The organism is Streptosporangium sp. LJ11 (assembly GCF_051918945.1).
Lineage (GTDB): Bacteria > Actinomycetota > Actinomycetes > Streptosporangiales > Streptosporangiaceae > Streptosporangium.
The window spans coordinates 89,679-114,289 of sequence record NZ_JBPXMB010000008.1 but is presented as its reverse complement, the minus strand read 5'-3'; the positions used below and the strand labels follow the sequence as shown (position 1 = coordinate 114,289).

Genomic DNA, 24,611 nt, shown 5'->3' with positions numbered 1-24,611 from the left:
AACGTCGTGTCAACCGCTATGACTTAACATCGTCCTTCGTGACAAGTCAGGATACTTCAGAGCGATCTACGTACATTCCCCCCGCACCCCCCGTTGAACCTTCCGTGCGGGCCGAACCTCCCGTCGAGGAGGAGAACACCGGCGTCCTGGCGATGATCGAGCGCATCGGCTCGATCATCGTCCCGATCGGTGTCGCGCTTTACGCCGTCCTCTACCTCGGCGTGGAGCAGATGTACGGGGTGTTCAACATCAGCCCACAGCAGGCGGGCATCGACCAGTCCGTCCTGCTCGGCAGGTTGATGGGGACGCTGATCCTGCTCCTGCTGATCGTCGTGCCGCTTCTCGGTCTCGTCGTCGGCCTCGGCTGGCTGGTCAACAAGATGACCCGCGGCGCGATCGGAAGGCTCACGGCGGCCGCACGGCAACGCCCCTGGATCGCCGCCCTGATCGCCGCGCTGTGGTGCGGCGCGACCTACTGGGGCCTGTTGAGCCTCGTCGGCGATCTCGACATCGCCGCCATGGTCGTCGTGGCGGTGGGGCTGGGCGTGCTGACGTTCCTGGTGCCGTTCCGGCTGCTGCGCCGCAAGCCCGTCGGCCGCGCCGGCATGAAGGTGCTCACCGGCGCTCTCACGGGCATCGGCCTGGGGTTCCTGCTGATCCTGCAGATGATCACGGGAGCGATCGAGGTCCAGGAGACGGGACAGGCCAACGACCTCCTGCCCTACGTCGGGTTCCAGGACCAGTGGACCGTCATCAAGAACGCCGAGGACGACAAGCCCCTCTACGAGGGCCGGTGGATGATGCTGCTCGGAGAGAGTGAGGGCACGTACGTCTTCTACGACTGCGACAAGCTGGACACCTTCCGGCGCCCGATCGAGACCACGAATCTCGGCAGCATCCAGCTCCAGCCCGAACGGGAGGCGGGCTACAAGTGCGGCACGCTCGCCGAGCAGGACGAGCAGGCGCAGGCCGGCGAGGGCGAGAGCCAGTAGGCGTATTCGAGCCTCCCCATCGCCTTCCTTTCACCTTCCCCTCGAGTTTCCCTTTCGAGCCGGCTCTCCCTTTTCGAGCTTTCTCGCGACGCCCGTCGGCGGCGGGACCCGATGCTCCGGGTCCCGCCGCCGGGGACGGCACGGGGATCGGTGCGGAGGTCGGCTCCCGCACCGGTGCCGTCGGAACGGGCTGCCGGTTCGGCACACCGTCGTCAACGAGGTACCGGGGCGGCACACCGTTGTCAGGACGGAACGCGAATCCGGCACACTCCGGGCGTCAGGACGGGGTACCGTCCGCGCCGCACTTGATGACCGGGCGGATGCAGTCGCGCACGCGACGCTCCATCTCGGCCACCGGCCAGGCGTTGAAGAAGTCGCCGTGCATCGTGTACCCGCGGCCCGACGCCAGCCGGAAGTTGGCCGGGTTCCCGTTCACCGGGTAGCGCAGCACCTGGCGCAGCTTCGGCACCGGCACCGGATGCGAGGCCGGGCAGGCCTGGTTGACCGGATAGGCCATGTGACTCTTGTGGTCGGCCGAGTCCAGGTCCCTGCCGTTCCAGCACTGCGGGAAGTCCAGGTAGGACTCCATCATGGTGCCCGCCGGACAGGTCACGAAGTCCTTGGACGGCGGGACGTGACCGGCGTGCAGGCACGACCAGCGGGCGTTGCTGGTCGGGTCGTTGGGGGTGGTCGCCTTGGCGTTGCCCGCGACGATCCGCAGGCCCAGCGGCAGCGGCTGGGTCCGGGCGACGATGTCGTCGCGCACGCCCTCACCCAGGTAGTAGAACGTGGTGATGGTCGGCTCCACCGGGGTGTCGCCGTTGTAGAGGGTCGGCACCCAGTAGGACGACAGGTCGGTGCGCGGGTTGCAGTTGGTGGGGGAGCTCTGCAGGGACGCGAGGGTCGTGTGGGCGTTGGTGGTGGTGCTGCCGAAGAAGCTGTGCATGTGCGACGCGCCGGGCAGGCCCGGGAAGATGATCGGGTCGTCGGGCAGCCGGTGGCTGAAGGGGCAGTCGGCGAGGAACTCCGCCACCCGTACGACCGCGGCGGACGAACCCCCCGCCTGGGCCTTCGACGTCGCGCTTGCCTGGGTGGTGTGGATGACGAGGGACGTGCCCAGCAGCGCCACTATGGCGGTCACCAGGGTCAGCGGACGTAACCGGCGTCGCAGGCGGGCCGGGGAGAGTGCCGGGTGCATGGATGGACTCCTTTTTGGGGGACTTTCGGCCGTTGGGGCTCCGGTTCCGGGGAGGCTCCGGCACGGCCCGGGAGAGCCGTGCCGGAGCGGGGGGATTACTTGTAGACGCGCACGTAGTCGACGAGCATCTGCTTGGGGAAGCCGGTGCCGGCGTCCGGCGGGCCGGGCCAGTCGCCGCCCACCGCGAGGTTGAGGATGATGTAGAACGGGTGGTCGAAGACCCACGGCCCGCGCGTCGCCTCGACCTGCTCCTTGCTCAGGGTGAGGACCGTCCGGCCGTCCAGGGTGTAGACGATGCCCTTGCTGTTCCAGGTGGCGGCCCAGACGTGGAAGTCGTCGGAGAAGTCCGCGCCGCTGGGCAGCGTGTACGGGGCGCCGATGCCGCCGCCGCCGTTGTAGGCGGGAGCGTGGATGGTCGAGTAGGAGGTCTTGACGTCCTTGCCGAGCACCTCGAGGATGTCGATCTCCCCGTTGTACGGCCAGGGCCTGCCGGTGAGGAAGTCGGCGCCCATCATCCAGAACGCCGGCCACAGACCGTTGCCCTTCGGGACCTTGACGCGGGCCTCGACCTTGCCGTACGTGAAGGTGAACTTGCCGCCGGTGTTGATGCGGCCGGAGGTGTACTGGCAGGGTCCGCCGGGGCAGGACGATCCGGCGGTGGTCTCCTGCCGCGCCGTGATGACGAGGTTGCCGTTGCCGTCCATGGCGGTGTTCTCGGGCTTGTAGTACTCGAGCTCGTTGTTCGGGCCGGTGCCCGGGTCCTGGGTCCACTTGGCCGCGTCGGGTCTGGTGCCCGCGCCACCGTTGAACTCGTCACTCCAGACGAGCGTCGTCGGCGGGTTGGCCGGGTCCGGCGGGAGCGGCGGCGGCGTGATCGGGGCGCCACCGGTGCCCCAGACCTGGAACTCCCACAGTGAGTAGCCGTACGGGGTGGCGCGCTGGGTGCCGTACATGCGCACGTAGCGGCCGGTGCCGTTGACGGTCAGCGTCTGCTTGAAACCGGTGCCGGTGGTCGTGGAGTAGATCGGCGTCCAGGTGGTGTTGTTGTCCGAGACCTGGATCTGGAAGGCCCTGGCGTAGGCCGGGTCCCACTGGAGGACGACCTGCTTGATCTGCGCGGTCGCGCCGAGGTCGACGGAGATCCAGCCCGGGTCGACCCAGCCGGTGGTGGAGCTGGTCGCCCAGCGGGAGGCGGGGTCGCGGTCGAACGCCCTGGCCGGGGTGCACTCCCAGCAGTTCCCGTCGCTCTGGGAGGTGGAGGCCGCGCCGGGCCTGCCGTAGGACAGCAGCTTGAGCGCGCCGGGGTCGGGGTCAGGGGTGGGAGTCGGGGTGGGGTCGGTGCCCCCGATGGTCCCGTAGACCTGGAACTCCCAGAGCGAGTAGCCGTACTGGGTGGCGCGCTGGGTGCCGTACACGCGCACGTAGCGGCCGGTGCCGCTGACGGCCAGCGTCTGGTTGCCGCCGGTGGCGGTGGTCGTGGAGTGGATCGGGGTCCAGGTGGTGCCGTTGGGCGAGGTCTGGATCTGGAAGGCCCTGCCGTAGGCGGCCTCCCAGTTCAGCGTCACCTGCGTGATGGTCGCACCGGCGCCGAGGTCGACCTGGATCCACTGCGGGTCGCTGAACCCGCTGGACCAGCGGGTGCCCGCGTTGCCGTCGACGGCCGCGGACGCGGGGAAGGCCACGTTCTCCGAGGACGAGGCGGTCGCCGTCTTGCCCTGGGAGAGCAGGGTGTCGGCGGCCGCCGCGGGCATGATCGCGAGACAGGACGTGACGAGGGTGACGGCCGCGGCTATCAGCAGGGCCATGCGGCGGCCGGGACTTCGGGACGAGGACATCGCGTCTCCTCGGAGAGTGGGGGGTGCGTACCGGTATCGGGTCGGGGAGCGCTCTCTCAACCAGAGATTGCTCTCGTCCGACACGGGCTGTCAAGTGTCCGTTTAACCAGGACGAAACGGGCCACACATGATCCGGCAATCAACCGTCCATCTCAGGGAGCGCTCCCGGACAATCGTTTGCATCGTTACAACGGGCTGTGAACTGGGACTAAGGAGATCCTTCCCGGGGAGCGATTTCTCCGATTTCCTCCGGCGGCTATCGCGAGGGAAAATTCGGACGAGTTCGGGACATTGACAGAAATCCCACTTCCGGTCACCCTTTGTGAGGGAGCGCTCTCTTCATGATCATCGATTAAGCTTGGGAAGGGTGGGACCGCACGTTCAGGCACCACCGGTCAGCGGGCGGTACGAACTGCGGGAGAACCACATGAGACGACCCACCCTGGAGGCTGTCGCCACCCGGGCCGGCGTGTCCAAGTCAACGGTCTCCAGGGTGGTGAACGGTGAGCCGACGGTCGCCTCCGACATCCGCGACCTCGTCATGCGGGCGGTGAACGACCTGGGCTACATCCCCAACCCCGCGGCGCGCAGCCTGGTGACCCGGCGCACCGACTCCATCGCGGTGATCGTCTCCGACCCGTCGGCCGGACTCGTCTCCGACGATCCGATGTTCTCCACCGTCGTGCGCGCGGCCAGCCGCGAGTTCGAGGCGGCGGGCAAGCAGGTCATGCTCATGCTCGCCGGCTCCGACGACGCCCGCGTACGGGCCCGGCAGTTCGTGGCCGCCCGCCACGTGGACGGGGTCATGCTCGTGTCGATGCACGGCGCCGACCCCCTGCCGGCGGCACTCGCCGCCACCGGCGTCCCCCTCGTCTCCCACGGCAGGCCCACCTTCCGGCTGGACGTGCCGTGGGTCGACAACGACAACACCGGAGGGGCCGCCCAGGCGGTGCGACACCTGCTGGAACGGGGACGGCGCCGGATCGCCACGATCTCCGGTCCGCTGGACATGTCCGCCGCCCAGGACAGGATCGGCGCCTACCGCGAGGTCCTGAGCGAGACCGGACGGCGCTCGATCGTGGCCATCGGCGACTTCACCCGGATCTCCGGAGCCGAGGCCATGACGCAGCTGCTCGAGGACGACCCCGCGCTGGACGCGGTGTTCGCCGCCAACGACCTGATGGCGATCGGCGCCATGCGGGCGCTGCGCCAGGCGGGCCGGCGGGTGCCCGACGACGTGGCGGTGGTGGGGTATGACGACATCGAGGCGGCCCTCTACACCGACCCCCCGCTCACCACGGTACGCAGCCCCATGGGCGAGCAGGCCGCCGCCTCGGCCCGCCTGCTGCTCGGCCTGCTGCGAGGCGAGCCCGCCGCCCCGGTGATCCTTCCGACCCAGCTCGTGGTCAGGGAGTCCAGCTAGCCGGGAGTACGGCCGGGACACACGGGGACCGGCCGGCTCGGGTTCGACGGCGCGAAAGCACCGGAAGGCATCGGGCGATGCACCAAAAAGGGCAGAAAAAACTGAATAATCCATATGCTGACGACTGTCTGAAAAATCCATACGGATAATAGATGACCCTCATCGCGGAGGCGCGCGCCCAGAGAACGACCATCCGCCGAGTACATGCGACGGGAAAATCAAATAATCTGGACATATTCCTCCAATTGACGAATCCGTTTAAACCTCGTTAACGAGGGTTGCGCTTTGCCATGTCGATCATCGGGTAATTCCTGCTTGCCGCCATTATCGCGGTTTAAGCAATCCGACTCCCTTGAATCACAAAAGACATGGAACGCGATGACTTCTAGCGACAGAAGACGGACTTCGGTTATCAATTCCGGCAAACGTGCTCGAAACTGGCCCGTCGCGGCAACGATCAGCGCTGTCCTGGCGCTTTCCTGTCAGGCTCCGGCTGACGCCGTCACCGGCATCACGGGAATCCCCTTCCTCGAAACGAGGACCATCGGTGACGTGGCCGCTCCGGTTCGTGAGGCGGCCGGAAGGTGCGACCGTTCGCGTATCCATGGGATGGGAACCGTCGCGCGGAAGAAATGCAAGTGCGGGAGAAGGCGCTGCTGTTGCCGCGACGGCCGCGACGGCCGTGACGGCGAGGACGGGCTGCCGGGCATCGGGCTGCGCGGCCCCGCCGGTCCGGCAGGCCCGGCGGGACCCGCAGGCGTGGACGGAGCCCCAGGACCGGCGGGACCCGCAGGCGCCGACGGAGCCCCAGGACCCGCCGGACCCGCCGGACCCGCAGGACCGGCAGGAGCGGACGGAGCCCCAGGACCCGCAGGCGCGGACGGAGCGACAGGACCAGCAGGCGCCGACGGCGCGACAGGACCCGCCGGACCCGCAGGACCCGCAGGACCAGCGGGCGCGGACGGCGCGATAGGACCCATCGGCCTGACTGGAGTCGCCGGAACGACCGGACCCGCGGGCGCCGACGGCGCGCCGGGTCCCGTCGGTCCGGCGGGACCTGCGGGACCCGCGGGGTCGAGCGCCCTGGCCACCAGGCAGGTCGCCGCGGGGACGCCGACTCCCGTTCCCGCTGACACGACGGTGACCGTTCTCGGCGGCGTATGCCCTGCGGGCACGCTCGTCGTCGCCGGAGAATGGAGTGGCAGCGCCCTGGGGGTCGACGTGATCACCTCCGAGTCGGTGATCGGCAACCGGTGGAGCGTCACGTTCGCCAACGGCGGAGCACTCCAGCCCACCGTGACGGTCTCAAGCTCGTGTGTTGGACCTGCGTAAGAGCCGTGTTCTCCGCGTTGTTCCTGGTCCGGTCTCGCGTACGAGAGCTTCCCGGGGCGGAGCGAGCGGGACGGGGGCTCGCGCCGCCGGAGCGGTCGAGGCGGAGGGGCTCGCGTGGTCGCGCGGTTCTTTCCCTCCAGTTCACGGGAAGGCCACTCGGGCAGTCGTGAGCCCGGCCGGTCCCGGCAGCTGAAAAGCGGCGGCGGACGCCGGATCCGGATCGGAAAATCATTGGCGAAAACCGCACAGACCTTATCGCGGGCCACGGCCGGTGAATCACGCCAAAATTCTCGCGACATCCAAGAACCCTAAATTCCGGTCATTGCCCACAGGACAGGAAATCTCTGGAGCACACGGTTTTCAAGCTCAACAACCTGGACACATCCCCGCCGTTGACGAATCCGTTTAAACCTTGTTAACGAGGGTTGCGCTTTGCCGTGTCGATCATCGGGTAACTCCTGCTTGCCGCCACCGTCGCGGTTCAAGAAATCCGATTCCCTGGAATCATAAAAGACATGGAATGCGATGACTTCTAGCGGTAGAAGACGGGCTCAAATTATTGATTCCGGCAAACGTGCTCGAAACTGGTCCGTAACGACAACAGCGATCGGTGCCGTCCTGGCGCTTTCCTGTCAGACGCCGGCCAACGCCATAACCGACACCACAGGCATCAGTCCCCTCGACACGCGAGACGCCGGTGGCGAGACCGTTCCGGTTCGGAGGGTGACCAGCCCGCTGGACGACGCGCGTGTGTTCCTGATGAGACCCCTCAAGCGGGAAGACTGCAAGTGCCAGGGGAGGTACTGCGCGTGTGACCGTGACCGTCCCGGCAAGCACAGCCGTGCCGGCGGAAAGAACAGGGAGGGCCGCGACAGCGGAAGGAAGGCGTCGAACCTCGGACTGCCGTCGGAGTCCGCGAACCCGGCGAACCTTGCGAACGCGGCGAACCCAGAAAAACCGGCGAAACCGGCTGACCCGGCGGATCCGGTCGAGGCGAGCCTTCCGGACGGCCCGCTCGCGCCGATGGGACCGATGGGACCCGAAGGACCGGCGGGCCCGATGGGCGCCATGGGTCCGGCCGGTCCGGCCGGACCGGCGGGAGCCACGGGAGCGAAGGGTGACACCGGCGCCCCCGGCGCACCTGGCGCGCCGGGTCCCGCGGGCGCGCTGGGGCCTGTGGGCGCGACGGGCGCCATCGGTCCGGCCGGGCCGATGGGTCCGGCCGGCCCCAGCGGCCCGGCCGGAGCCGAGGGGCTCACGGGACCGATCGGGCCGGAAGGACCGGCCGGAGCCGTCGGACCCGCGGGACCGGCAGGCCCGATCGGACCTGAAGGACCCGCGGGAGCGGAAGGACCGGCGGGACCCGCCGGTCCGATCGGGCCGATCGGACCGATCGGGCCGATTGGACCGATCGGGCCGATCGGCCCGGAAGGACCCGCGGGAGCCACCGGTGCCCCCGGGCCCGCGGGCCCGGAGGGCGCGGCGGGACCCGTCGGCCCCGCGGGCGAACCGGGTGCCGCCGGACCGGTGGGACCGACCGGCGCCACGGGAGCCGCGGGCACGCCCGGCGCACCCGGCCCGGCGGGACCCGCGGGGCCCGCGGGCCCCGCGGCGCCGACGTCCGCCGTGTCCGTGGCCTACCTGCTTCTCGAACCGATCACCGCGTCGGTTCGGAGCGACGGGACGGCGCGGATCCGCGACCCGCGAACGACTCCACGCTGGCACGACCTTTCGACGGTCCCCGGCCATCCCACCGATGTGGTGGACGTCGCGGCGACGGTCCTTCAGGACGGCGCCCTTCCGTACCTTCACCTCACGGTTCAGAACTCGGCCGGTCAGGTCTCCTGGACGAAATGCCTGCTCGGCCGCCCGGTTCCGGTGACGGGAGGCTTCTTCGCTCCGGGAACGCCTCTCGGACCTCCCGCGTACCCCGCCAACTGCGACAAGTTCACCAACGAGACACCGCCGGCCTGAACCCCCGCGGAGCCTCATCGGACAGCGGAGAATGCCGTGCCCGGCACCGGCCGGGCACGGCAGGGGAACCGTTCGGAGGACGTCCGCGGATCATGCGGCCCTCGGGCCGGGGGCGCGTCAGTTCCGGACGAGGACCAGCCGCGAGGGGTCTTCTCCGGCCAGCGGGACGCGGAGCCTGCGCCTGGCGGCGACCACCCGGTACGCGGCGGTGCACGCGTTCGCGCCCAGCGCGACGGCGACGAGCATGCCGAGGCGGACCAGGTCCGGCCTGCCGAAACTGAGCTCCCCGGCACCGTTGACCAGGAATCCGGTACCGAAGAACCACGCCATGACGGCCGTCGCCAGCGCGACCCCGGCGCGGACTCCACAGGCGGCGTAGGCGCACACGGCGATCGCCATGATCAGCACGCGGCCGGCGACCTCCGCCGGCGCGAGGAGCAGCGAGGCGGCCATGGCGGCGGCGACGACGGCGACGAATCCTCCGGCGAGCGAGAATCCCGCCGGTTCGGTCCCGAACATCGCCACCACTCCTTCATAAAACAGACATTCGTTGCGGAGCAGACATTCGCCGAAGGGGTCGGTCTCTGCCCCTCCATGAAAGCCCGGGAAATGCCCGCAGGCCAATGTCGAGGTGTTCTCTTCACCCTTTCCCTACGTTCATTTGCGCCATTCCTCACCCGCCGCAGGTCTCCGCGGGCCGGCCTCCTACAGGCCCACGTCCAGGCCCACGTCGTGGCGGGGAACGCCTTGGCCGCGTACGCGATCTCGGCACCCGGGAGCGCGGCCCGGTGACCGACAGCCCGGCGGGTGCCTAGCGGGCACCCTCCAGGAGCTTCTCGGTGGCGACGAGGCGCACGCAGGTGGCGAGGCCGGAGATGGCCAGTTCCAGCTCGTCGAGCTCGGGATAGGTGGGAGCGATGCGGATGGTGCTGTCACGAGGGTCCGTCGCGTACGGGTGGGTGGCGCCCGCGGGGGTGAGGGCGATGCCCGCCTCTCCCGCCCGCCGCACCACCTCGCGCGCGCAACCCTCCAGCACGTCGAGGCTGATGAAGTAGCCGCCCGCGGGGCTGGACCAGGTCGCCAGGCCGCTGCCGCCCAGTTCCTTCGTGAGGATCGTCTCGACCGCGTCGAACTTCGGCCGGAGCAGCTCCCGGTGGCGGCGCATGTGCTCGGCCAGGCCGTTCTCGTCGCGCAGGAACTCCACGTGGCGGAGGTGGTTGAGCTTGTCGGGGCCGATGGTGCGCTTGGCGGTGTTCCCGAGCAGCCAGGCCACGTTGGCCGGGGACGAGCCGAAGAAGGAGACGCCGGAACCGGCGAAGGTGATCTTCGAGGTGGAGCCGAAGACGAAGACACGGTCGGGGTTGCCGTTCTCCGCGCACAGCGCCAGGATGTCGGCGATCTCCACGGGCGTGTCGGTCAGGTGGTGCACGGCGTAGGCGTTGTCCCAGAAGATCCGGAAGTCCGGGGCGGCGGCCGGCATGGCGGCCAGGCGCCGCACCGTCTCGTCACCGTAGGAGACACCGCCGGGGTTGCTGTACTTGGGCACGCACCAGATGCCCTTGACCTGGGGGTCGTCGAGCACGAGGCGCTCCACGACGTCCATGTCCGGCCCCTCGGCGTTCATCGGCACCGGGATCAGCTCGATGCCGAACCGCTCGCACAGGGCGAAGTGGCGGTCGTACCCGGGAACCGGGCACAGGAACGCGATCCGCGGCTCGTCGGCCCAGCGGCGCTCGGCCCCGGGCAGCGTTCCGAGCAGGGCGTGGACGATCGAGTCGTGCATCAGCGAGAGGCTGGAGTTGTCCGCGGCGACGAGCTGGGCGGCGGGCACCTGCAGCGGGCCGCTGAAGATCTCCCTGAGCTCGGCCAGGCCCTGGAGCCCGCCGTAGTTTCGGCAGTCGGTGCCGTCCGCGGCGGTGTGACCGGCGGGCAGGTCCAGCAACGCCTCGGAGAGGTCGAGCTGCCGCGCCGACGGCTTGCCCCGTGTCAGGTCGAGGGACAGACCGCGCCGGACGAGCGCGTCGTAGTCACGCTGGGCGCCGTCTCGCCGGGCGGTCAGCTCGTCGATGGTCAGGGCCGGAGAGGTCACGGGAGTTCCTTCGCCTGCTGGTGATCGGCTCCGGAGGCGGTCGGCGACCGGCTGGGAAGACGGTTGTGGAGCGGCTCCGAAGGTGGCCTGGTCGACTTCGAAGAATATTCGAAGAATAGAAGACCGCGACGCCCGATCGAAAGCCGAACCGTTCGCGTCGCGCCGTCCCGGACGATTCGACGCTCGATCATGCGCGTCATGTGACCGGCTCGCCATACGATCGCCGTATGGCGGAGGTCATGGTGCGTGACGGAACCTGGACGTTCGACGGTGAGCTCCTGCGAATCGTCCCCGGCCGCGACCGGAGCGTGAAGAAACTGCGGCAGCTGCTGGGCGAGGTGCGGGTGCCCCTGGAGGCGGTGGCCGGCATCGCCTACGAGCCCGGCAAGAAGGGCGGCAGGCTGCGGCTGCGGCTGCGCGAGGGCGCCGACCCGTTCAACCAGGCGGCGGGCGGGCGGATCGCCGACGCCGCCGACCCGTACCAGCTGGTCGTGGACGCCGACCGCACCGGCGCCGCCGAGTACTTCGTCGACGAGGTACGCAACGCGCTGGTGATCGAGCAGGTGCCGGACGGTCCCTCGGAGCGCTATCTCATGCCCGGCCCCGCCCTGCCCGTGGTGGTTCCGGCGGGCGACGGCACGGCGACGTTCGACGGCGAGTCGATCCGCCTCGAATGGAACTGGGCCACCGAGGAGGCCAAGAAGTCGGCCGGTCCCCAGCGGATCGCGCTGAAGGACCTGAACGGCGTGGAGTGGTTCCCGACCGCGGGCCTGGAGAACGGCTACCTCCGTTTCCACCCGAAGGGCGTGGCACCGCACAAGCTCGCTCCCAAGCACGACCCGAGCTGCCTGGTCCTGTGGGGCTTCGACAAGGAGACCCGCACGACGGCGCTGCTCGTCGCCGCGATCCTCGCCAGGCTGCCGCACCCCTCGGGCGCCCGGCTGCCCGCCGCCGCGGAGTCCCCGGCGATCGAGGCCACCGCACCCGCGGCACCCGCCGGCGGCGACGACCCGGACTCGCTCCTGCGCCGCCTGCGCGAACTCGGTGACCTGCACAAGGACGGCGTTCTCACCGACGAGGAGTTCACCACCGCCAAGCAGGCCCTGCTTCGCCGCTTCTGAGCGGCCGCGCGGGTGTCACCGGCACTGGGCGAGCATGACGGTCTTGTCCGCGCGGGTGACCGGCAGGTTGTACTTCAGGGCCACCTGGGCGAAGCGGACGACGTAGGCGCAGCGGACCCCGCGTACGGGAGGGAGCCAGGACGCCGGTCCCGAGCCGCCCTTGGCCTCGTTGGCGTCGCCGTACACCGGCAGGAGGTTGAGCGGGTCGTTGGCGATGCGCTTGCGCTTGGACAGCGGCCAGCGGGAGGCCCCCATCCGCCACTCGTAGGACAGCGGGACCACGTGGTCGACCTGGATCTCGTCGGAACGCTTCTTGGTCCAGCGGACGATCCGGCCGGTGTAGGGATCGCGCAACTTCATGGAGACGACCACGCAGTCGGATCCGCGACGGTAGCGCACGTCCTCGCCGTCGCGGGCCAGCAGGTCGTCGCGGGTACGGCAGCCGTTGCGCGCGTACGGCACTCCCCTGGCGGTGTCGGCCCAGTTCTCGCCGAACCTGGCACGGCTGTAGCCGGCCTTGGAACCCATCGGCCCGACCCGGAGCCTCCCGATCAGCCTGACGGCGATGCCCCGGTCTCCGGTCGACCTGACGGGCGCCAGTCCGGGGCCCACACCGTCCGGGTTGTCCAGCGGCGCGACCCGGGCCGGCGCGGCCCTCGCGCGCGTGTCGTCGTGCGTCGACAGTGAGAAGAGCACCGCGGCGCCGAGCATCACGGTGACCACCCCCCGCGTGCTCACCCATGCCTCCAGAAGGGTCTACAGGCTCGTGCTTGACCGATTCCCGGCAATCCCCTGGTTGACACGGGGGTGTCCGCTGGTTGAGACCGTACCCGGAGGGCGGCCGGTCGGGGCCGGAAGCGGTCAGGGCTGGAAGCGGTAGCCCATGCCCGGTTCGGTGAGCAGGTGGACCGGGTGGGCGGGGTCACGCTCCAGTTTCTTGCGCATCTGGGCCATGTACTGGCGGAGGTAGTTGGTCTCCTTGCCGTAGGCGGCGCCCCAGACGTCGTTCAGCAGGCGGCGCTGGGTGATCAGCTTGCCGGGGTTGCGGACCAGGATCTCCAGCAGGCGCCACTCGGTGGGGGTCAGCCGCACGCCGCCGGAGACGGTCTTGCCCGCCAGGTCCACCTCGTGCTCGCCGATCACGAACCGGGCCGGTTCCTCCTCGGTGACCGAGGCGCGACGCGACACCGCGCGGATCCTGGCGAGCAGCTCGTCGACGCCGAACGGCTTGATGACGTAGTCGTCGGCGCCCGCGTCGAGGGCCTCCACCTTGTCGCGGCCCTCGGCCCTGCCGGACAACACGATGATCGGGACGGTGGTCCAGCCGCGCAGCCCGTGGATGACGTCCACCCCGTCCATGTCGGGCAGGCCGAGGTCGAGCACGACCAGGTCGGGGTGCCTGTCGGCGGCCTGGCGCAGGGCGGCGGCGCCGTCGCCGGCCACGGCCACCTCGTACCCGCGGGCGGCCAGGTTGATCCGCAGCGCCCGCAGGAGCTGGGGCTCGTCGTCGACGACGAGGATGCGCGTCACAGGTCCTCCACAGGTGCGGGCGCGGCCCGGTGCCGCGGGAAGACGGGCAGGGTCAGGACCATGGTGAGGCCTCCGCCCGGTGTCTCGTCCGGTACGAGGGTGCCGCCCATCGCCTCCGCCAGCCCCCGGGAGAGCGCGAGGCCGAGACCGACGCCGGTGGCGTTGTCGCGGTCGCCGAGCCGTTGGAAGGGCATGAAGACCCGGTCGCGCGACTCCTCGGGGATGCCCGGCCCCCGGTCGACGACCCTGATCTCCATGTGGTCGCCGTCCACGCTCGCGCCGACCAGCACGGCGACGCCCGGCGGGCTGTAACGGACGGCGTTGGAGACGAGGTTGACCAGTACGCGTTCGAGCAGCGCGGGGTCGGCGGCGATCTCGGGGAGATCCTCGGGCAGGCGGTTCAGCACCCGGTCGTGCGGCGGGCCCAGTTCGTCGACGACCCGGGGGACGATCTCCTCGAGCGCCGTCGGCTGGAGGGTCAGCCCGAGCGCCCCCGCCTGCAGGCGGCTCATGTCGAGCAGGTTCACGACCAGGCGGTCCAGCTTGGCCAGGGACTCGTCGGCCGTGGCGAGCAGTTCCTCCCTGTCGTCCGGCGACCAGTCGACGTCGGTGGCGCGCAGGCCCTCCACGGCCGCCCTGGCCGAGGCGAGCGGGGTGCGCAGGTCGTGACTGACCGCGGCGAGCAGCGCGGTGCGCATCCTGTCGGCCTCGGCGAGCGGGCGCAGTCGCCCCGCCTGCTCGGCGAGGCGGTGGTGGCGCAGCGCCACCGCCGCCTCGGCGGCGAACGCCTCCAGCACCCTGCGGCCGGACGTGCCGGGCAGCCACCCGCGTACGGCCAGTACCAGGTCGTCGTCGACGACCACGTCGGTGCCGGCGACGCCGGGACGGGTGGACGGCTCCCCGCCCCCGGTCGCCACGATCCGCCAGCCGTCCGAGCGATCCGAGCCGTCGGGACCGTCCGAGGTCTCCGGGCCGGACGGGCCGGACGGGCCGTCGGGCCGGCGTTCCAGCAGGGTGACGGAGGCCAGCCCGAAGATCTCCCTGAGCCGGGAGAGCAGGGACGGCAGCGCCGCCTCGCCCCGGAGCACGTATCCGGCGAGGGTCGCCAGCACCTCGGCCTCCGCGCCCGCGAGGGCGGCCTCCCTGGCGCGGCGGGCCGCCAGGTCGACGACCGCGCTCACCATGATCGCGACCAGCACGTAGACGACCAGGGCGAGCAGGTTCTCCGGTCGCGTCACGGCCAGCGAGTGGAACGGCGGCGTGAAGTACCAGTTGAGGAGGGCGAATCCGGCCACCGCGGCGGTGATCGCGGGCCACATGCCGCCGGCCAGCGCGACGCAGACCACCATCAGCAGGAACAGCAGTATCACGCTCGGCAACGTCGCGTGACCGAGGCCCAGGAGGACGGCGGTGAGCAGGGGGAGCCCGAGCAGCGCCGTCCCCCAGCCGGCGAGCCTGCGGGAGCGGGTGAGCGCGGCGCGCGACGGGCCGCGGACGCCGGACCTCCCCACCCCCTCGTGGGTGACCATGTGGACGTCGACGGTCCCCGAGGCCGCGGCCGTGGTCACCCCGACCCCCCGGGACAGGGTCCGCGCGAGCCGTCCGCGCCGGGAGACCCCCAGCACCAGTTGCGTGGCGTTCACCCGCCGGGAGAAGTCCAGCAGCGCCCGCGGCACGTCGTCGCCCACCACCTGGTGGTAGCCGCCGCCCAGGCTCTCCACCAGCGCGCGCTGCCGGGCCAGGCGCGCCGGATCGGCGTTCGCCAGGCCGTCGGCCATCGTCACGTGCACCGCCAGCAGGTCCGCCCTCGGGGACCTGGCCGCGATCCGCGCCGCCCGGCGCACCAGGGTCTCCCCCTCCGGGCCCCCCGCCAGCGCCACCACCACCCGCTCCCGGGTCTCCCGCACCCCGGCGACGCGGGGCTCGGCGCGGTAGCGGCCGAGGCTGTCGCCGACCTCTCCCGCCACCCACAGCAGCGCCAGCTCGCGCAGCGCCGTCAGGTTGCCCGGCCGGAAGTACGTCGACAGTGCCGCGTCCGCTCTCTCCGGCGCGTACACGTCGCCGTGCGCCACCCGGCGGCGCAACGCCTCCGGGGTCATGTCCACCAGCTCCACCTGCCCGGCCCGCCGCACCACCTCGTCGGGCACCGTCTCGCGCTGGACCACCCCGGTGATCTCCTCGACGGCCTCCCCGAGCGACTCCAGGTGCTGGACGTCGAGGGTGGAGACCACGTCGATCCCGGCCTCCAGGATCTCCTCCACGTCCTGCCAGCGCTTGGCGTTGCGCGAGCCCGGCACGTTGGTGTGGGCCAGCTCGTCGACCAGGACGACCTCCGGCCTCCGCGCGATGACGGCGTCCACGTCCAGCTCGCCGAACACGGCCCCGCGGTGCTCCGCCGCCACCCGCGGGACGATCTCCATCCCCTCCAGCAGCCTCTCGACGCGCTCGCGACCGTGCGTCTCCACCAGCCCGACCACCACGTCCGTACCGCGCTCCCCGAGCCCACGCCCCTCGGCCAGCATCGCGAAGGTCTTGCCCACCCCGGGGGCCGCCCCCAGGTAGACGCGCAGCCGTCCGCGTGCCATGCAGCCCGTCCCTCACCGATCGCCGAATCCCTGCCGGATGCCGGGCCGGACCCGGCCGTTCTCCCCTGAGGCCAGGCTACGGCGGGCGGTCTCCCGGCCGATCAGGTGACCCGGTGGGCGGCGGCGGACGGCGACCGGGTCAGAGCCAGTTGCGCTTCTTGAACGCCCGGTAGAGCAGCACCGTGCCCACGATGATCAGGATCGTGGACGTCCAGAACCCGACCGACTGGGCGAAACCGGGGTAGGGCACGTTCTGCCCGTAGAAACCGGTGATCATCGTGGGCACCGCGATGATGGCCGCCCAGCTGGTGATCTTCTTCATGATGTCGTTGAGCCGGAACCCCTGCTGGTTCATGTGGGCCTCGCGGACGTTGCTCACCAGGTCCTGCAGGGACTCGCTCCACTCGGCGGTGCGCAGGGTGTGGTCGTAGATGTCCTGGTAGTACGGGGCCAGCTTGGGATCCAGGACGTCCTCCCTGCGCAACAGGCTGCCCACGACCTCGCGCGTCGGCACCGCCAGCCGCCGGAAGCGCACCAGCTTCTTGTGCATGTCGTAGGTCCGGCGCTGGATGTGCGGCATGTCCCCGGGGTTGTCCTGGAAGAGATCGTCCTCCAGCTCCTCGACCCGGTCGTCCACCCCCTGGAGCACCTCGAAGTAGCCGTCCACGATGTGGTCGAGCAGGCCGTGCAGCAGGTACGGCACCCCGAACCTGACCATGCCGGCGTTGGCGTCCCAGCGCCTGATCACGTCGTCGATGTCGAGCTCGGGGTTCTCTCTCACGGTGACCAGGGCGTTCTTGGTCGCGAAGATCGAGACCTCGATGAAGTCGATCCCCGTCTCCACCAGTTTCGCCGCGTAGGCGGTGATGAACAGGTGGCTGTCGTAGGTGTCGAGCTTGGGACGCTGGTGGCTGTGCAGCGCGTCCTCGACCGCGAGGGGGTGGAGACCGAGCTCCTCACTGATCTTCGCCAGGTCCGCCTTCGTGGGCGAGCAGAGGTCGAACCAGACGACGGCGGACTCGTCCTCCACGTGTTCGGAGATGTCGTCGATGGGAAAGCCCTCGGCCTCCAGGACGCCGTTGCGATACAGGCGGGTACGGTCCATGGGCGTCAACCCTAAACCTGCCGCGGCAGGCCCGGAATCTCCGGGAGATCCGTATTGCCGCCCTGTGGCATCTCCGGCGACGTCCTGGCTCCGGCCGTGATCCCCTACGCCGCCGCGGAGGGGACCGGCTGTCCGGAAGCGGCGGGTGCGGCGAGGAGGCGGCGAACGTGCCGCACGGCGGTACGGCCGGCGCGGTTGGCGCCGACGGTGCTGGCGGAGGGACCGTAGCCGACCAGGTGAACCCGGGGGTCGAGGAGGGCCCGGGTGTCCTCGACCCGGATGCCGCCGCCGGGCTCGCGCAGGCGCAGCGGGGCCAGGTGGCCGACGACGGGCCGGAAGCCGGTCGCCCAGAGGATCACGTCCGCCCTGACCAGGCGGGCGGGCCCACCTGGCCCGGCGTCCCAGGCCACGCCCTCGGGGGTGATCCTGTCGAACATCGGCAGCCGGTCGAGGACACCCGCCGCCATGGCCGCCTCCACCTGGGGGGTCACCGGATATCCGGTGGCCCCGACCACGCTGCCCGGTACGAGCCCGGCTCGGACGCGGGCGTCGACCCTGGCGACGGCCTCGCGGCCGAGGTTCTCGTTGAGCGGCCCCCTGACGAAGGCGGGAGGGCGCCGGGTGACCCAGGTGGTCGTGGCGACCTCCGCGATCTCCATCAGGAGCTGGACGCCCGAGGCCCCGGCGCCGACCACCACCACGCGCATGCCCGCGAACTCCTCGCGGCTCACGTAGTCGGCGGTGTGGAGCTGGCGCCCCCGGAACGTCTCCTGGCCCGGATAGCGGGGCCAGAACGGGCGGTCCCAGGTGCCGGTGGCGTTGATCAGCGCGCGTGCCGACCAGTCACCGGCCCCGGTCTCCACCAGCAGCCGCCCTTCCGCGCCCTCCCGGACGGCCCGCACCTCGACCGGGCGGCGTACCGGCAGCTCGAAGGCCCGCTCGTAGGCGGCGAAGTATTCGGAGACGACCTCGGCCGAGGGCCGGGTCGTGTCGACGGCGCCCAGCGGCAGCCCCGGCAGGTCGTGCACGTGGTGGGTGGCGCCGAGGGTGAGGGACGGCCAGCGGAACTGCCACGCGCCGCCGGGCCCGGGGGAGCGGTCGAGCACCGTGAAGTCCAGCCCGGCCCGGCGCAGGAAGTAGGCGCTGGAGAGCCCCGCCTGCCCCGCGCCGATGACGACGACGTCAATGTTCGTGGCGTTTCGCGGCAGCTCGTCCTTCACATTCCCTGGCAACCATCGGCATCCGATGAATAATCCCGCTCGCCGAGGGCAGCAGTGGCTACCACAACAGCCAAAGCCTGAGGTGGTAGCCACATGATAGTGCTGGGACTTCTCTTGATCGTACTCGCGGGTGCGACCGTGATCGCGGTCTCCTGGGACGAGACCGCAGCATCGACCACCACCGCTTCGTTCACCGTGTTCGACCGCCTGTTCCAGTTCACCCAGCTGGAGCTCTTCTTCGCGGGCGTGGCCACCGGAGCGGTCTTCCTGCTCGGCCTGGGGATGATGTTCTCCGGTATGCGGCGCTCGGCCGTGAAGCGTCGCAGCCTCCGCGCCTCGCGGATGGAGGCGCGTGACCGCGTCACCCGCCTGGAGGAGGAGAAGCGGGAGCTGGAGCGCAAGCTCGAAGAGACCCCCGCGACCGCCACGACCACGGCCACGACCCCCGCGGTCGACCGCGACCGCGACGGCGTCGACGACCGCGTCGAGGACACCGCGCCCCACCCCCGGGTCGAGGTGCCCCGTCAGCCCTCCACCGACCAGCTCGTGGCCGGTCGCCACGGACGCTCGGACCACCGCTAGTCACATCCCCTTTCAGCCGGTGCGCCCCGCAGGCCGCACCGGCTGAGGCATGCCCGGACCTCCCTCGCCCGCGTCCGCGCCCGGATCCTGCCCCTGATCCGGCACGGTCTCGCCCACCGGGGCCTCGCCCACCGGCGCCCCGTCGGCCGGGGTTCGAGCGGGTTTCCCGCGACGGTGCAGGAGCGTCATGAGCCCGCCCGCGACGAGCCCCCAGAACGCGGCGCCCACGCCCAGGAGCGTCAGTCCCGACGCGGTGACCACGAAGGTGACGACCGCGGCCTCCCTGCCCTCGGGGTCGGCGACGGCCGAGACGACGGCCGAGACGAGCGCGCCGAGCAGGGCGAGGCCGGCGACGGCCTCGACGAGCAGCGGCGGGGAGAGCAGCACGAGCGCGGTGGCCAGCCCCGAGCCGATCCCAAGGACGATCATCGAGACGCCCGAGGCGACCGAGGCGATCCACCGGCGGGCCGGATCGGGGTCGGCGTCGGGCCCGGCGGACAGCGCGGCGCTGATCGCCGCCAGGTTCACCGCGTGGCCGCCCAGCGGGGCGGCCAGCGTGCTCGCCAGGCCGGTGGAGACGAGGATCCCGCGCAGCGGGGGGCGGTAGCCGTACCCGGCGAGGACCGCCATGCCCGGCACGTTCTGCGCGGCCATGGTGACCAGGAACAGCGGGAGCGCGACGCCGACCATCGCCTGGGCGTTCCAGGAAGGGACGGTGACCTCCAGTACCGGCCGTACGTCCACCGCGCCCAGCCCGGGACCGGTCAGCGCGATGGCCACGACGGCGACGAGGAGGGCCACCGGGATCGCCCACCTGCGGGCGAACCTGCTCAGCAGCGCCCAGGTGAGCACGACGGGACCCGCCATCAGCGGTATCTCGGCGAGCGCCCTGACCGGCGCGACGCACAGGTCGAGCAGGACCCCGGCGAGCATGGCACCGGCGATCGGCGTGGGGATGGACGCGATCCACCGGCCCAGGACGGGGAAGAGACCGGCGGCGGTGAGAAGGAGTCCCGAGACCGCGAACGCCCCGACCGCGGCGGGAAAACCGCCCTGCACGGCACCGGTCGCGACCAGCAACGCCGCTCCGGGAGTGGACCAGGCGATGACGATCGGGACGCGCTGCCGCAGGCTCAGCCAGACGGCCACCACGCCGATGGCCACGCAGAGGACGAGGAGCCCCGACGCCGCCTGCCGCTGGTCGGCGCCCACCGCCCTGAGCCCTGCCAGGACCACGGCGAAGGAGCTGGCGAAACCGACCACCGCGGCCACCACTCCGGCCAGCACGGGTTGAAGCACGCGTGTCATGTTCGGTCCTCGGGGGACGGCGCCGCCCGTTCCGTAAACGGAACGGTTCTTGTGCTGCACGATAGCCCCATGGACTCCGGAGCACAAAGCCCCAGGCCCCCCAAGGACACCGGCACGCCCGACCGGCCCGCTGCCGCCACCCGTGCGGCCGGCACACCCTCGGCGGACACCGACGCGCTCGACCGGCTCTCAGGGAACGCCGGCGCACCCGGCGAACCCGCCGTGGACGGCGGCACCCCCGACATCGGGCGGCGGATCCGCCGGCTGCGCGAGGAGCGCGGCATCTCCCTGTCCGCCCTCGCCCGCGCCGCCGGTGTCGGCAAGGCCACGCTCTCCGGCCTGGAGAACGGCACCCGCAACCCCACCCTGGAGACCCTCTGGGCGATCACCGCCGAGCTCGGCGTCCCTCTGGCGATGGCCGTCGGCACCCCGCCGCCGGTGGACGCGGGCGGGAGCGGGCGAGCCCAGGTGGTCCCCGTCGTCCACGGCACGGCCGTCGAGGGGACGCTGCTCCAGGTCTTCGAGGACGAGAAGGTCACGTACGAGCTCTACCGGCTGGTGCTCCGGGCGGGGACGACGCAGGTCTCGCCCGCCCACCACGAGGGTGTCACCGAGCACGTCACCGTCTTCGCCGGAACGCTGAGCGCCGGACCGGCCGGGGCTCCCCTGCGGGCCGGTCCCGGCGAGCACATCTCCTGGCGGTCGGACGTCCCGCACGCGTACGCCGTCCTCGGGGACCAGGACGTCCACGCCAGCCTGCTCATCCGCTACCCGCGCCGCTGATCCCGGCGTCCCTCGCGGACCCGATCGCATTCCTAAAACACGTAAAAAGTAATATTTCCCCCATGACACCACGGTCCATGGCGATCCTCTTCTGGGCCACGGGCGTGGTGGCCTACGTCATCGCCGTCTTCCACCGGCAGTCACTGGGCGTGGCGGGCATCGAGGCGGCGGCGAGGCTCGACGTCGGCGCGGCGGGGCTCTCGGTCCTGGCCATGTGCCAGCTGCTGGTCTACGCGGGCATGCAGGTGCCCGTCGGAATGCTGGTCGACCGCCTCGGTTCCAAGCGCATGCTGGTCCTGGGTGCCGCGGTGATGGCCTGCGGCGAGCTCGTCTTCGCCCTGGCCGGAGGGCTGCTGCCGGGGGTCGCCGGGCGGGCGCTGATCGGGTGCGGGGACGCGATGACGTTCATCAGCGTGATCAGGCTGGTCGGCCTGTCCTTCCCCGCCCGCCGCAACCCGCTGATGGTCCAGCTCACCGGCCTGCTCGGCCAGCTCGGCGCGATCGCCTCCGCGGTCCCCCTCATCTACTCCCTGCACACGTACGGCTGGACGCCGACCTTCCTGGGCGCCGCCGTCCTGGGCCTGGTCTCCGCGTTCCTGCTGGTCACGGTGCTGCGCGACCCCCGCCCCGAACGTACGGGGGAGCCACCGAGCCTGAAGGCCGCCTGGGCCGAGCCGGGCACCCGGCTGGGCATGTGGACCCACGCCGCCACCCAGTGCTCAGGCGCGGCGTTCCTGCTGCTGTGGGGATATCCGTTCCTGGTCCAGGGCCAGGGGCTGACCCCCGCGACGGCGGGCGTGCTGCTGACCACGCTGACCCTGTGCGGCATGGTGTGCGGGCCGCTGCTCGGCTATCTCGCCGGGCGGTTCCCCTTCCACCGCTCCCGGATGGTGCTCATCGTGATCGGCACCACCGCCGGGGCGTGGACCGCCGTGCTGGTCTGGCCGGGACGGGCGCCGTTCTGGCTGCTGGTGGCGCTCGTGGTGGTGCTGGCGGCGAACGGCCCCGGGTCGATGATCGGCTTCGACTACGCCAGGACCTTCAACCCGGCCACCCGGATCGGCGCGGCCACCGGCATCGTGAACGGCGGCGGCTTCGTCGCGTCCGTGGTGGTGATCGCCCTGATCGGCGTCACCCTCGACCTCCTGGGCGACACCGGCCTGGACTCCTTCCGGTGGGCGTTCGCCACCCAGTACCCGATCTGGGCACTGGGCGCCGTCCAGGTCGTCCGCTACCGGGGCAAGGCGCGGCGCCGCCTGCTCCCGGCCGCCGCCGTCCGGACGAGCTCCTGACGACCCCGGCTCAGACGATCCTGGTGAAGGGCTCGGCGAAGTGGGCGGTGCCGATCATCCCGCCCTCCGCCCTGACCCGGTCGAGCAGCTCCACGCGCGTGGTGGCGGCCAGCTCGGGGTCGGCGTCGTAGAGGTAGGGCACCCACGGGTCCTCCAGCTGCACCGGATGCAGCACCACGTCGCCGGTCAGCACCAGATCGCCGACCTGCACGACCTGGTGGCCGGGAGTGTGCCCCGGGGTGAGCAGCACCCGGATGCCGGGCAGCACCTCCGCCCCGCCGTCCACCGCCTGCACCCGCTCGCCCAGCGGCCGGACGACGTGGTCGAGGACCGCCTCGCCCGCCGCGTCGATCTCGGCGCGCTGCAGGACGTGCCGGGCGTCGGCGAAGACCGGCGCCCCCGCGACCACCGCACCGCTCGCGTGGTCGCTGTGCAGGTGCGTGATGACCACCGCGTCCACCTCCTCGGGGGCCGTCCCCACCCGGGCCAGCTCCGCGCCCAGGGCGCCGGGCACCGGCGCCCAGCTCGCCGCGGGCGAGTCGCGGGGACCGATGCCGGTGTCGACCAGCACCGTGCGGCCCGCCGCGTCGCGCAGCAGGTAGCAGTGGAAGTGCAGGATCCACTCGTCCGACTCGCCGTGGCGGCCACCGGGGAACATCTGCGGCATCGGGCGCCGGATCGCGTCGCCCATCGGTCCCACCGCGTCGCACAGCGGGAACACCTCGACCCCGGCGACCGTTATGGGTTGATGTAGCATCCGCTCTCCTGTTCGGGATGGGGCAACGGTGCTACCGTGATACCGGGCGTGACGCACCGCTGGCTAGGCCGCGTGCGATGATCCGCCCCCGTTTCTCGCTTTTCTCTCTCGGCACCGCCCCTGTCCCAGGCGTGCGGTCCCGATCTCCCGATCTCCCGTGAAAGGTCATTCATGACCGCCGAACCCGTTTTCAGAGAACCCACCGTCGAAAAGATCACTGCCAAGAAGGTGCCGCGTCCCCGTGGAGGCGACTCGGGCACCATCAGGAAGGCCCCTCGGGGGAACGGCGCGACCACGGCCGGACGGTCCCCCGGACGCGACGCCCCCGCCGAGACCGTGACCGGCCTGCTCGACGTCCGCGACCGGACCGGACACCTGCGGACAGGCGGTTACCTGCCGTCCCCGCGCGACGTCCGCGTACCCCCCTCCCAGATCTCCGAGTACGGCCTGCGCCCCGGCGACCACGTCGTGGCCACCGCACGCGCCCCGTACGAGAGGCTGGAGGGGGTGGAGAGCGTGAACGGCGCCGCCGCCCGGCGGCACCGGCCCGACTTCGCGGACATGACCCCGATCCACCCGCGCGACCGGCTCCGCCTGGAGACCGGATCGCTGACCGGCAGGGTCGTCGACCTGTTCACGCCGGTCGGCAAGGGCCAGCGCGGGCTGATCGTCGCCCCGCCCAAGGCGGGCAAGACGATGGTCCTGCAGGACCTGGCCGCCGCGATCACCGCCAACCACCCGGACTGCCACCTCATGGTCGTGCTCGTCGGCGAGCGCCCCGAGGAGGTCACCGAGATGCGCGAGTCCATCCACGGCGAGGTCGCCGCGTCCACGTTCGACCGTCCCGACCGCGACCACACCGCCGTCGCCGAACTCGCCGTCGAGCGCGCCAAGCGCCTCGCCGAGGCCGGGCACGACGTCGTCCTCCTGCTCGACTCCCTCACCCGGCTCGCCCGCGCGTACAACAACCTCGCCCCCGGTGGCGGGCGCACCCTCGCCGGAGGCATCGACGCCACGGCGCTGCTCCCCCCGCGCCGCTTCTTCGGCGCCGCCCGCAACCTGCGCGACGGCGGCTCGCTCACCATCCTCGCCACCGCGCTGGTCGAGACCGGCTCACGGATGGACGACAGCCTCTTCGAGGAGTTCAAGGGCACCGGCAACATGGAACTGCGCCTCAGCCGCGCCCTCGCCGACAAGCGCCTCTACCCCGCCGTCGACCTCGACGCCTCCGGCACCCGCCGCGAGGAGATCCTCCTCGACCCTCAGGAGCGGCAGCTCACCTGGCGGTTGCGCCGCACGCTGGGCGGCCTGGAGCGGCAGCAGGCCCTGGAACTCCTCACCGGCAGGCTCAGTGAGACCCCCTCCAACGCGGCCTTCCTCCGGCAGATCCAGCAGACCGCCTGATCCGCCGTCCCCGAACCCACGAAGACCCCCGCAGACCCCCGAAGACCCCGAAGACCCCCGCAGACCCCCGCGGGTCCGCGT

Annotated in this window: 19 protein-coding genes; 8 read left to right on the top strand and 11 right to left on the bottom strand. The window is 71.3% G+C overall.

The features are described from left to right. Nucleotides 1-104 precede the first annotated feature (104 nt). Nucleotides 105-992 (top strand): hypothetical protein, encoded by an 888-nt coding sequence (locus ACTOQ3_RS13960; RefSeq protein WP_440083808.1) that lies wholly within the window; start codon nucleotides 105-107, stop codon nucleotides 990-992. A gap of 277 nt (nucleotides 993-1,269) precedes the next feature. Here ACTOQ3_RS13960 and ACTOQ3_RS13955 read toward each other — a convergent pair whose 3' ends face one another. Beyond that, nucleotides 1,270-2,190 carry a DUF1996 domain-containing protein gene (locus tag ACTOQ3_RS13955; RefSeq protein WP_440083807.1) on the bottom strand — a complete coding sequence of 307 codons (921 nt, stop codon included), beginning with the start codon at nucleotides 2,188-2,190 and terminating at the stop codon, nucleotides 1,270-1,272. 95 nt (nucleotides 2,191-2,285) lie between these two features. Then, on the bottom strand, nucleotides 2,286-4,025 hold the full coding sequence (locus ACTOQ3_RS13950; RefSeq protein ID WP_440083806.1) for a discoidin domain-containing protein: 1,740 nt from the start codon (nucleotides 4,023-4,025) through the stop codon (nucleotides 2,286-2,288). 427 nt (nucleotides 4,026-4,452) lie between these two features. Between ACTOQ3_RS13950 and ACTOQ3_RS13945 the strand changes: the two genes are divergently transcribed. Together ACTOQ3_RS13945 and ACTOQ3_RS13940 are read left to right on the top strand one after the other, a co-directional pair. Next, a complete protein-coding gene (locus tag ACTOQ3_RS13945) occupies nucleotides 4,453-5,448 on the top strand; it encodes a LacI family DNA-binding transcriptional regulator (RefSeq protein WP_440083805.1) in 996 nt (331 codons plus the stop codon). Nucleotides 5,449-8,412: 2,964 nt separating this feature from the next. Then, entirely contained in the window at nucleotides 8,413-8,754 is a 342-nt protein-coding gene (locus tag ACTOQ3_RS13940; protein ID WP_440083804.1) for a hypothetical protein, read from the top strand. A gap of 117 nt (nucleotides 8,755-8,871) precedes the next feature. Here the strand turns inward: ACTOQ3_RS13940 and ACTOQ3_RS13935 are convergent, their stop codons facing one another. Next, entirely contained in the window at nucleotides 8,872-9,273 is a 402-nt protein-coding gene (locus ACTOQ3_RS13935; RefSeq protein ID WP_440083803.1) for a hypothetical protein, read from the bottom strand. Nucleotides 9,274-9,565: 292 nt separating this feature from the next. Beyond that, nucleotides 9,566-10,843 carry an aminotransferase class I/II-fold pyridoxal phosphate-dependent enzyme gene (locus ACTOQ3_RS13930; RefSeq protein ID WP_440083802.1) on the bottom strand — a complete coding sequence of 426 codons (1,278 nt, stop codon included), beginning with the start codon at nucleotides 10,841-10,843 and terminating at the stop codon, nucleotides 9,566-9,568. Nucleotides 10,844-11,070: 227 nt separating this feature from the next. Between ACTOQ3_RS13930 and ACTOQ3_RS13925 the strand changes: the two genes are divergently transcribed. Further along, nucleotides 11,071-11,964, top strand: coding sequence for a DUF4429 domain-containing protein (locus tag ACTOQ3_RS13925; protein ID WP_440083801.1), 894 nt, complete (start codon nucleotides 11,071-11,073; stop codon nucleotides 11,962-11,964). A 15-nt stretch (nucleotides 11,965-11,979) separates the two neighbouring features. Here ACTOQ3_RS13925 and ACTOQ3_RS13920 read toward each other — a convergent pair whose 3' ends face one another. From ACTOQ3_RS13920 to ACTOQ3_RS13900, 5 genes are all read right to left on the bottom strand, one after another. Beyond that, nucleotides 11,980-12,702, bottom strand: coding sequence for an HNH endonuclease family protein (locus ACTOQ3_RS13920; RefSeq protein ID WP_440083800.1), 723 nt, complete (start codon nucleotides 12,700-12,702; stop codon nucleotides 11,980-11,982). A gap of 123 nt (nucleotides 12,703-12,825) precedes the next feature. After that, nucleotides 12,826-13,494, bottom strand: coding sequence for a response regulator (locus ACTOQ3_RS13915; RefSeq protein WP_440067761.1), 669 nt, complete (start codon nucleotides 13,492-13,494; stop codon nucleotides 12,826-12,828). Beyond that, nucleotides 13,491-16,079, bottom strand: coding sequence for a DUF4118 domain-containing protein (locus ACTOQ3_RS13910; RefSeq protein WP_440083799.1), 2,589 nt, complete (start codon nucleotides 16,077-16,079; stop codon nucleotides 13,491-13,493). The genes ACTOQ3_RS13915 and ACTOQ3_RS13910 overlap by 4 nt, the downstream gene beginning before the upstream one ends. 139 nt (nucleotides 16,080-16,218) lie before the next feature. Next, the gene (locus tag ACTOQ3_RS13905) at nucleotides 16,219-17,184 is read right to left on the bottom strand and encodes a magnesium transporter CorA family protein (protein ID WP_440083798.1); all 966 of its coding nucleotides are present in this window, start codon (nucleotides 17,182-17,184) and stop codon (nucleotides 16,219-16,221) included. A 104-nt stretch (nucleotides 17,185-17,288) separates the two neighbouring features. Then, on the bottom strand, nucleotides 17,289-18,404 hold the full coding sequence (locus ACTOQ3_RS13900) for an FAD-dependent oxidoreductase (protein ID WP_440083797.1): 1,116 nt from the start codon (nucleotides 18,402-18,404) through the stop codon (nucleotides 17,289-17,291). A gap of 114 nt (nucleotides 18,405-18,518) precedes the next feature. Here ACTOQ3_RS13900 and ACTOQ3_RS13895 point away from each other — a divergent pair, with 114 nt between their 5' ends. Beyond that, nucleotides 18,519-18,986 carry a hypothetical protein gene (locus ACTOQ3_RS13895; protein ID WP_440083796.1) on the top strand — a complete coding sequence of 156 codons (468 nt, stop codon included), beginning with the start codon at nucleotides 18,519-18,521 and terminating at the stop codon, nucleotides 18,984-18,986. A 12-nt stretch (nucleotides 18,987-18,998) separates the two neighbouring features. Here ACTOQ3_RS13895 and ACTOQ3_RS13890 read toward each other — a convergent pair whose 3' ends face one another. Further along, nucleotides 18,999-20,294, bottom strand: coding sequence for a benzoate/H(+) symporter BenE family transporter (locus ACTOQ3_RS13890; RefSeq protein ID WP_440083795.1), 1,296 nt, complete (start codon nucleotides 20,292-20,294; stop codon nucleotides 18,999-19,001). Between the two features lie 69 nt (nucleotides 20,295-20,363). Here ACTOQ3_RS13890 and ACTOQ3_RS13885 point away from each other — a divergent pair, with 69 nt between their 5' ends. Next, nucleotides 20,364-21,077 carry a helix-turn-helix domain-containing protein gene (locus ACTOQ3_RS13885; RefSeq protein WP_440083794.1) on the top strand — a complete coding sequence of 238 codons (714 nt, stop codon included), beginning with the start codon at nucleotides 20,364-20,366 and terminating at the stop codon, nucleotides 21,075-21,077. 62 nt (nucleotides 21,078-21,139) lie between these two features. Further along, nucleotides 21,140-22,369 carry an MFS transporter gene (locus tag ACTOQ3_RS13880; RefSeq protein WP_440083793.1) on the top strand — a complete coding sequence of 410 codons (1,230 nt, stop codon included), beginning with the start codon at nucleotides 21,140-21,142 and terminating at the stop codon, nucleotides 22,367-22,369. Nucleotides 22,370-22,379: 10 nt separating this feature from the next. On the opposite strand, the gene ACTOQ3_RS13875 is transcribed toward ACTOQ3_RS13880, so the two are convergent. After that, nucleotides 22,380-23,126 carry an MBL fold metallo-hydrolase gene (locus ACTOQ3_RS13875; protein ID WP_440083792.1) on the bottom strand — a complete coding sequence of 249 codons (747 nt, stop codon included), beginning with the start codon at nucleotides 23,124-23,126 and terminating at the stop codon, nucleotides 22,380-22,382. A gap of 171 nt (nucleotides 23,127-23,297) precedes the next feature. Here ACTOQ3_RS13875 and rho point away from each other — a divergent pair, with 171 nt between their 5' ends. After that, nucleotides 23,298-24,530 carry a transcription termination factor Rho gene (rho, locus tag ACTOQ3_RS13870; protein ID WP_440083791.1) on the top strand — a complete coding sequence of 411 codons (1,233 nt, stop codon included), beginning with the start codon at nucleotides 23,298-23,300 and terminating at the stop codon, nucleotides 24,528-24,530. The last annotated feature ends 81 nt before the right edge of the window (nucleotides 24,531-24,611 follow it).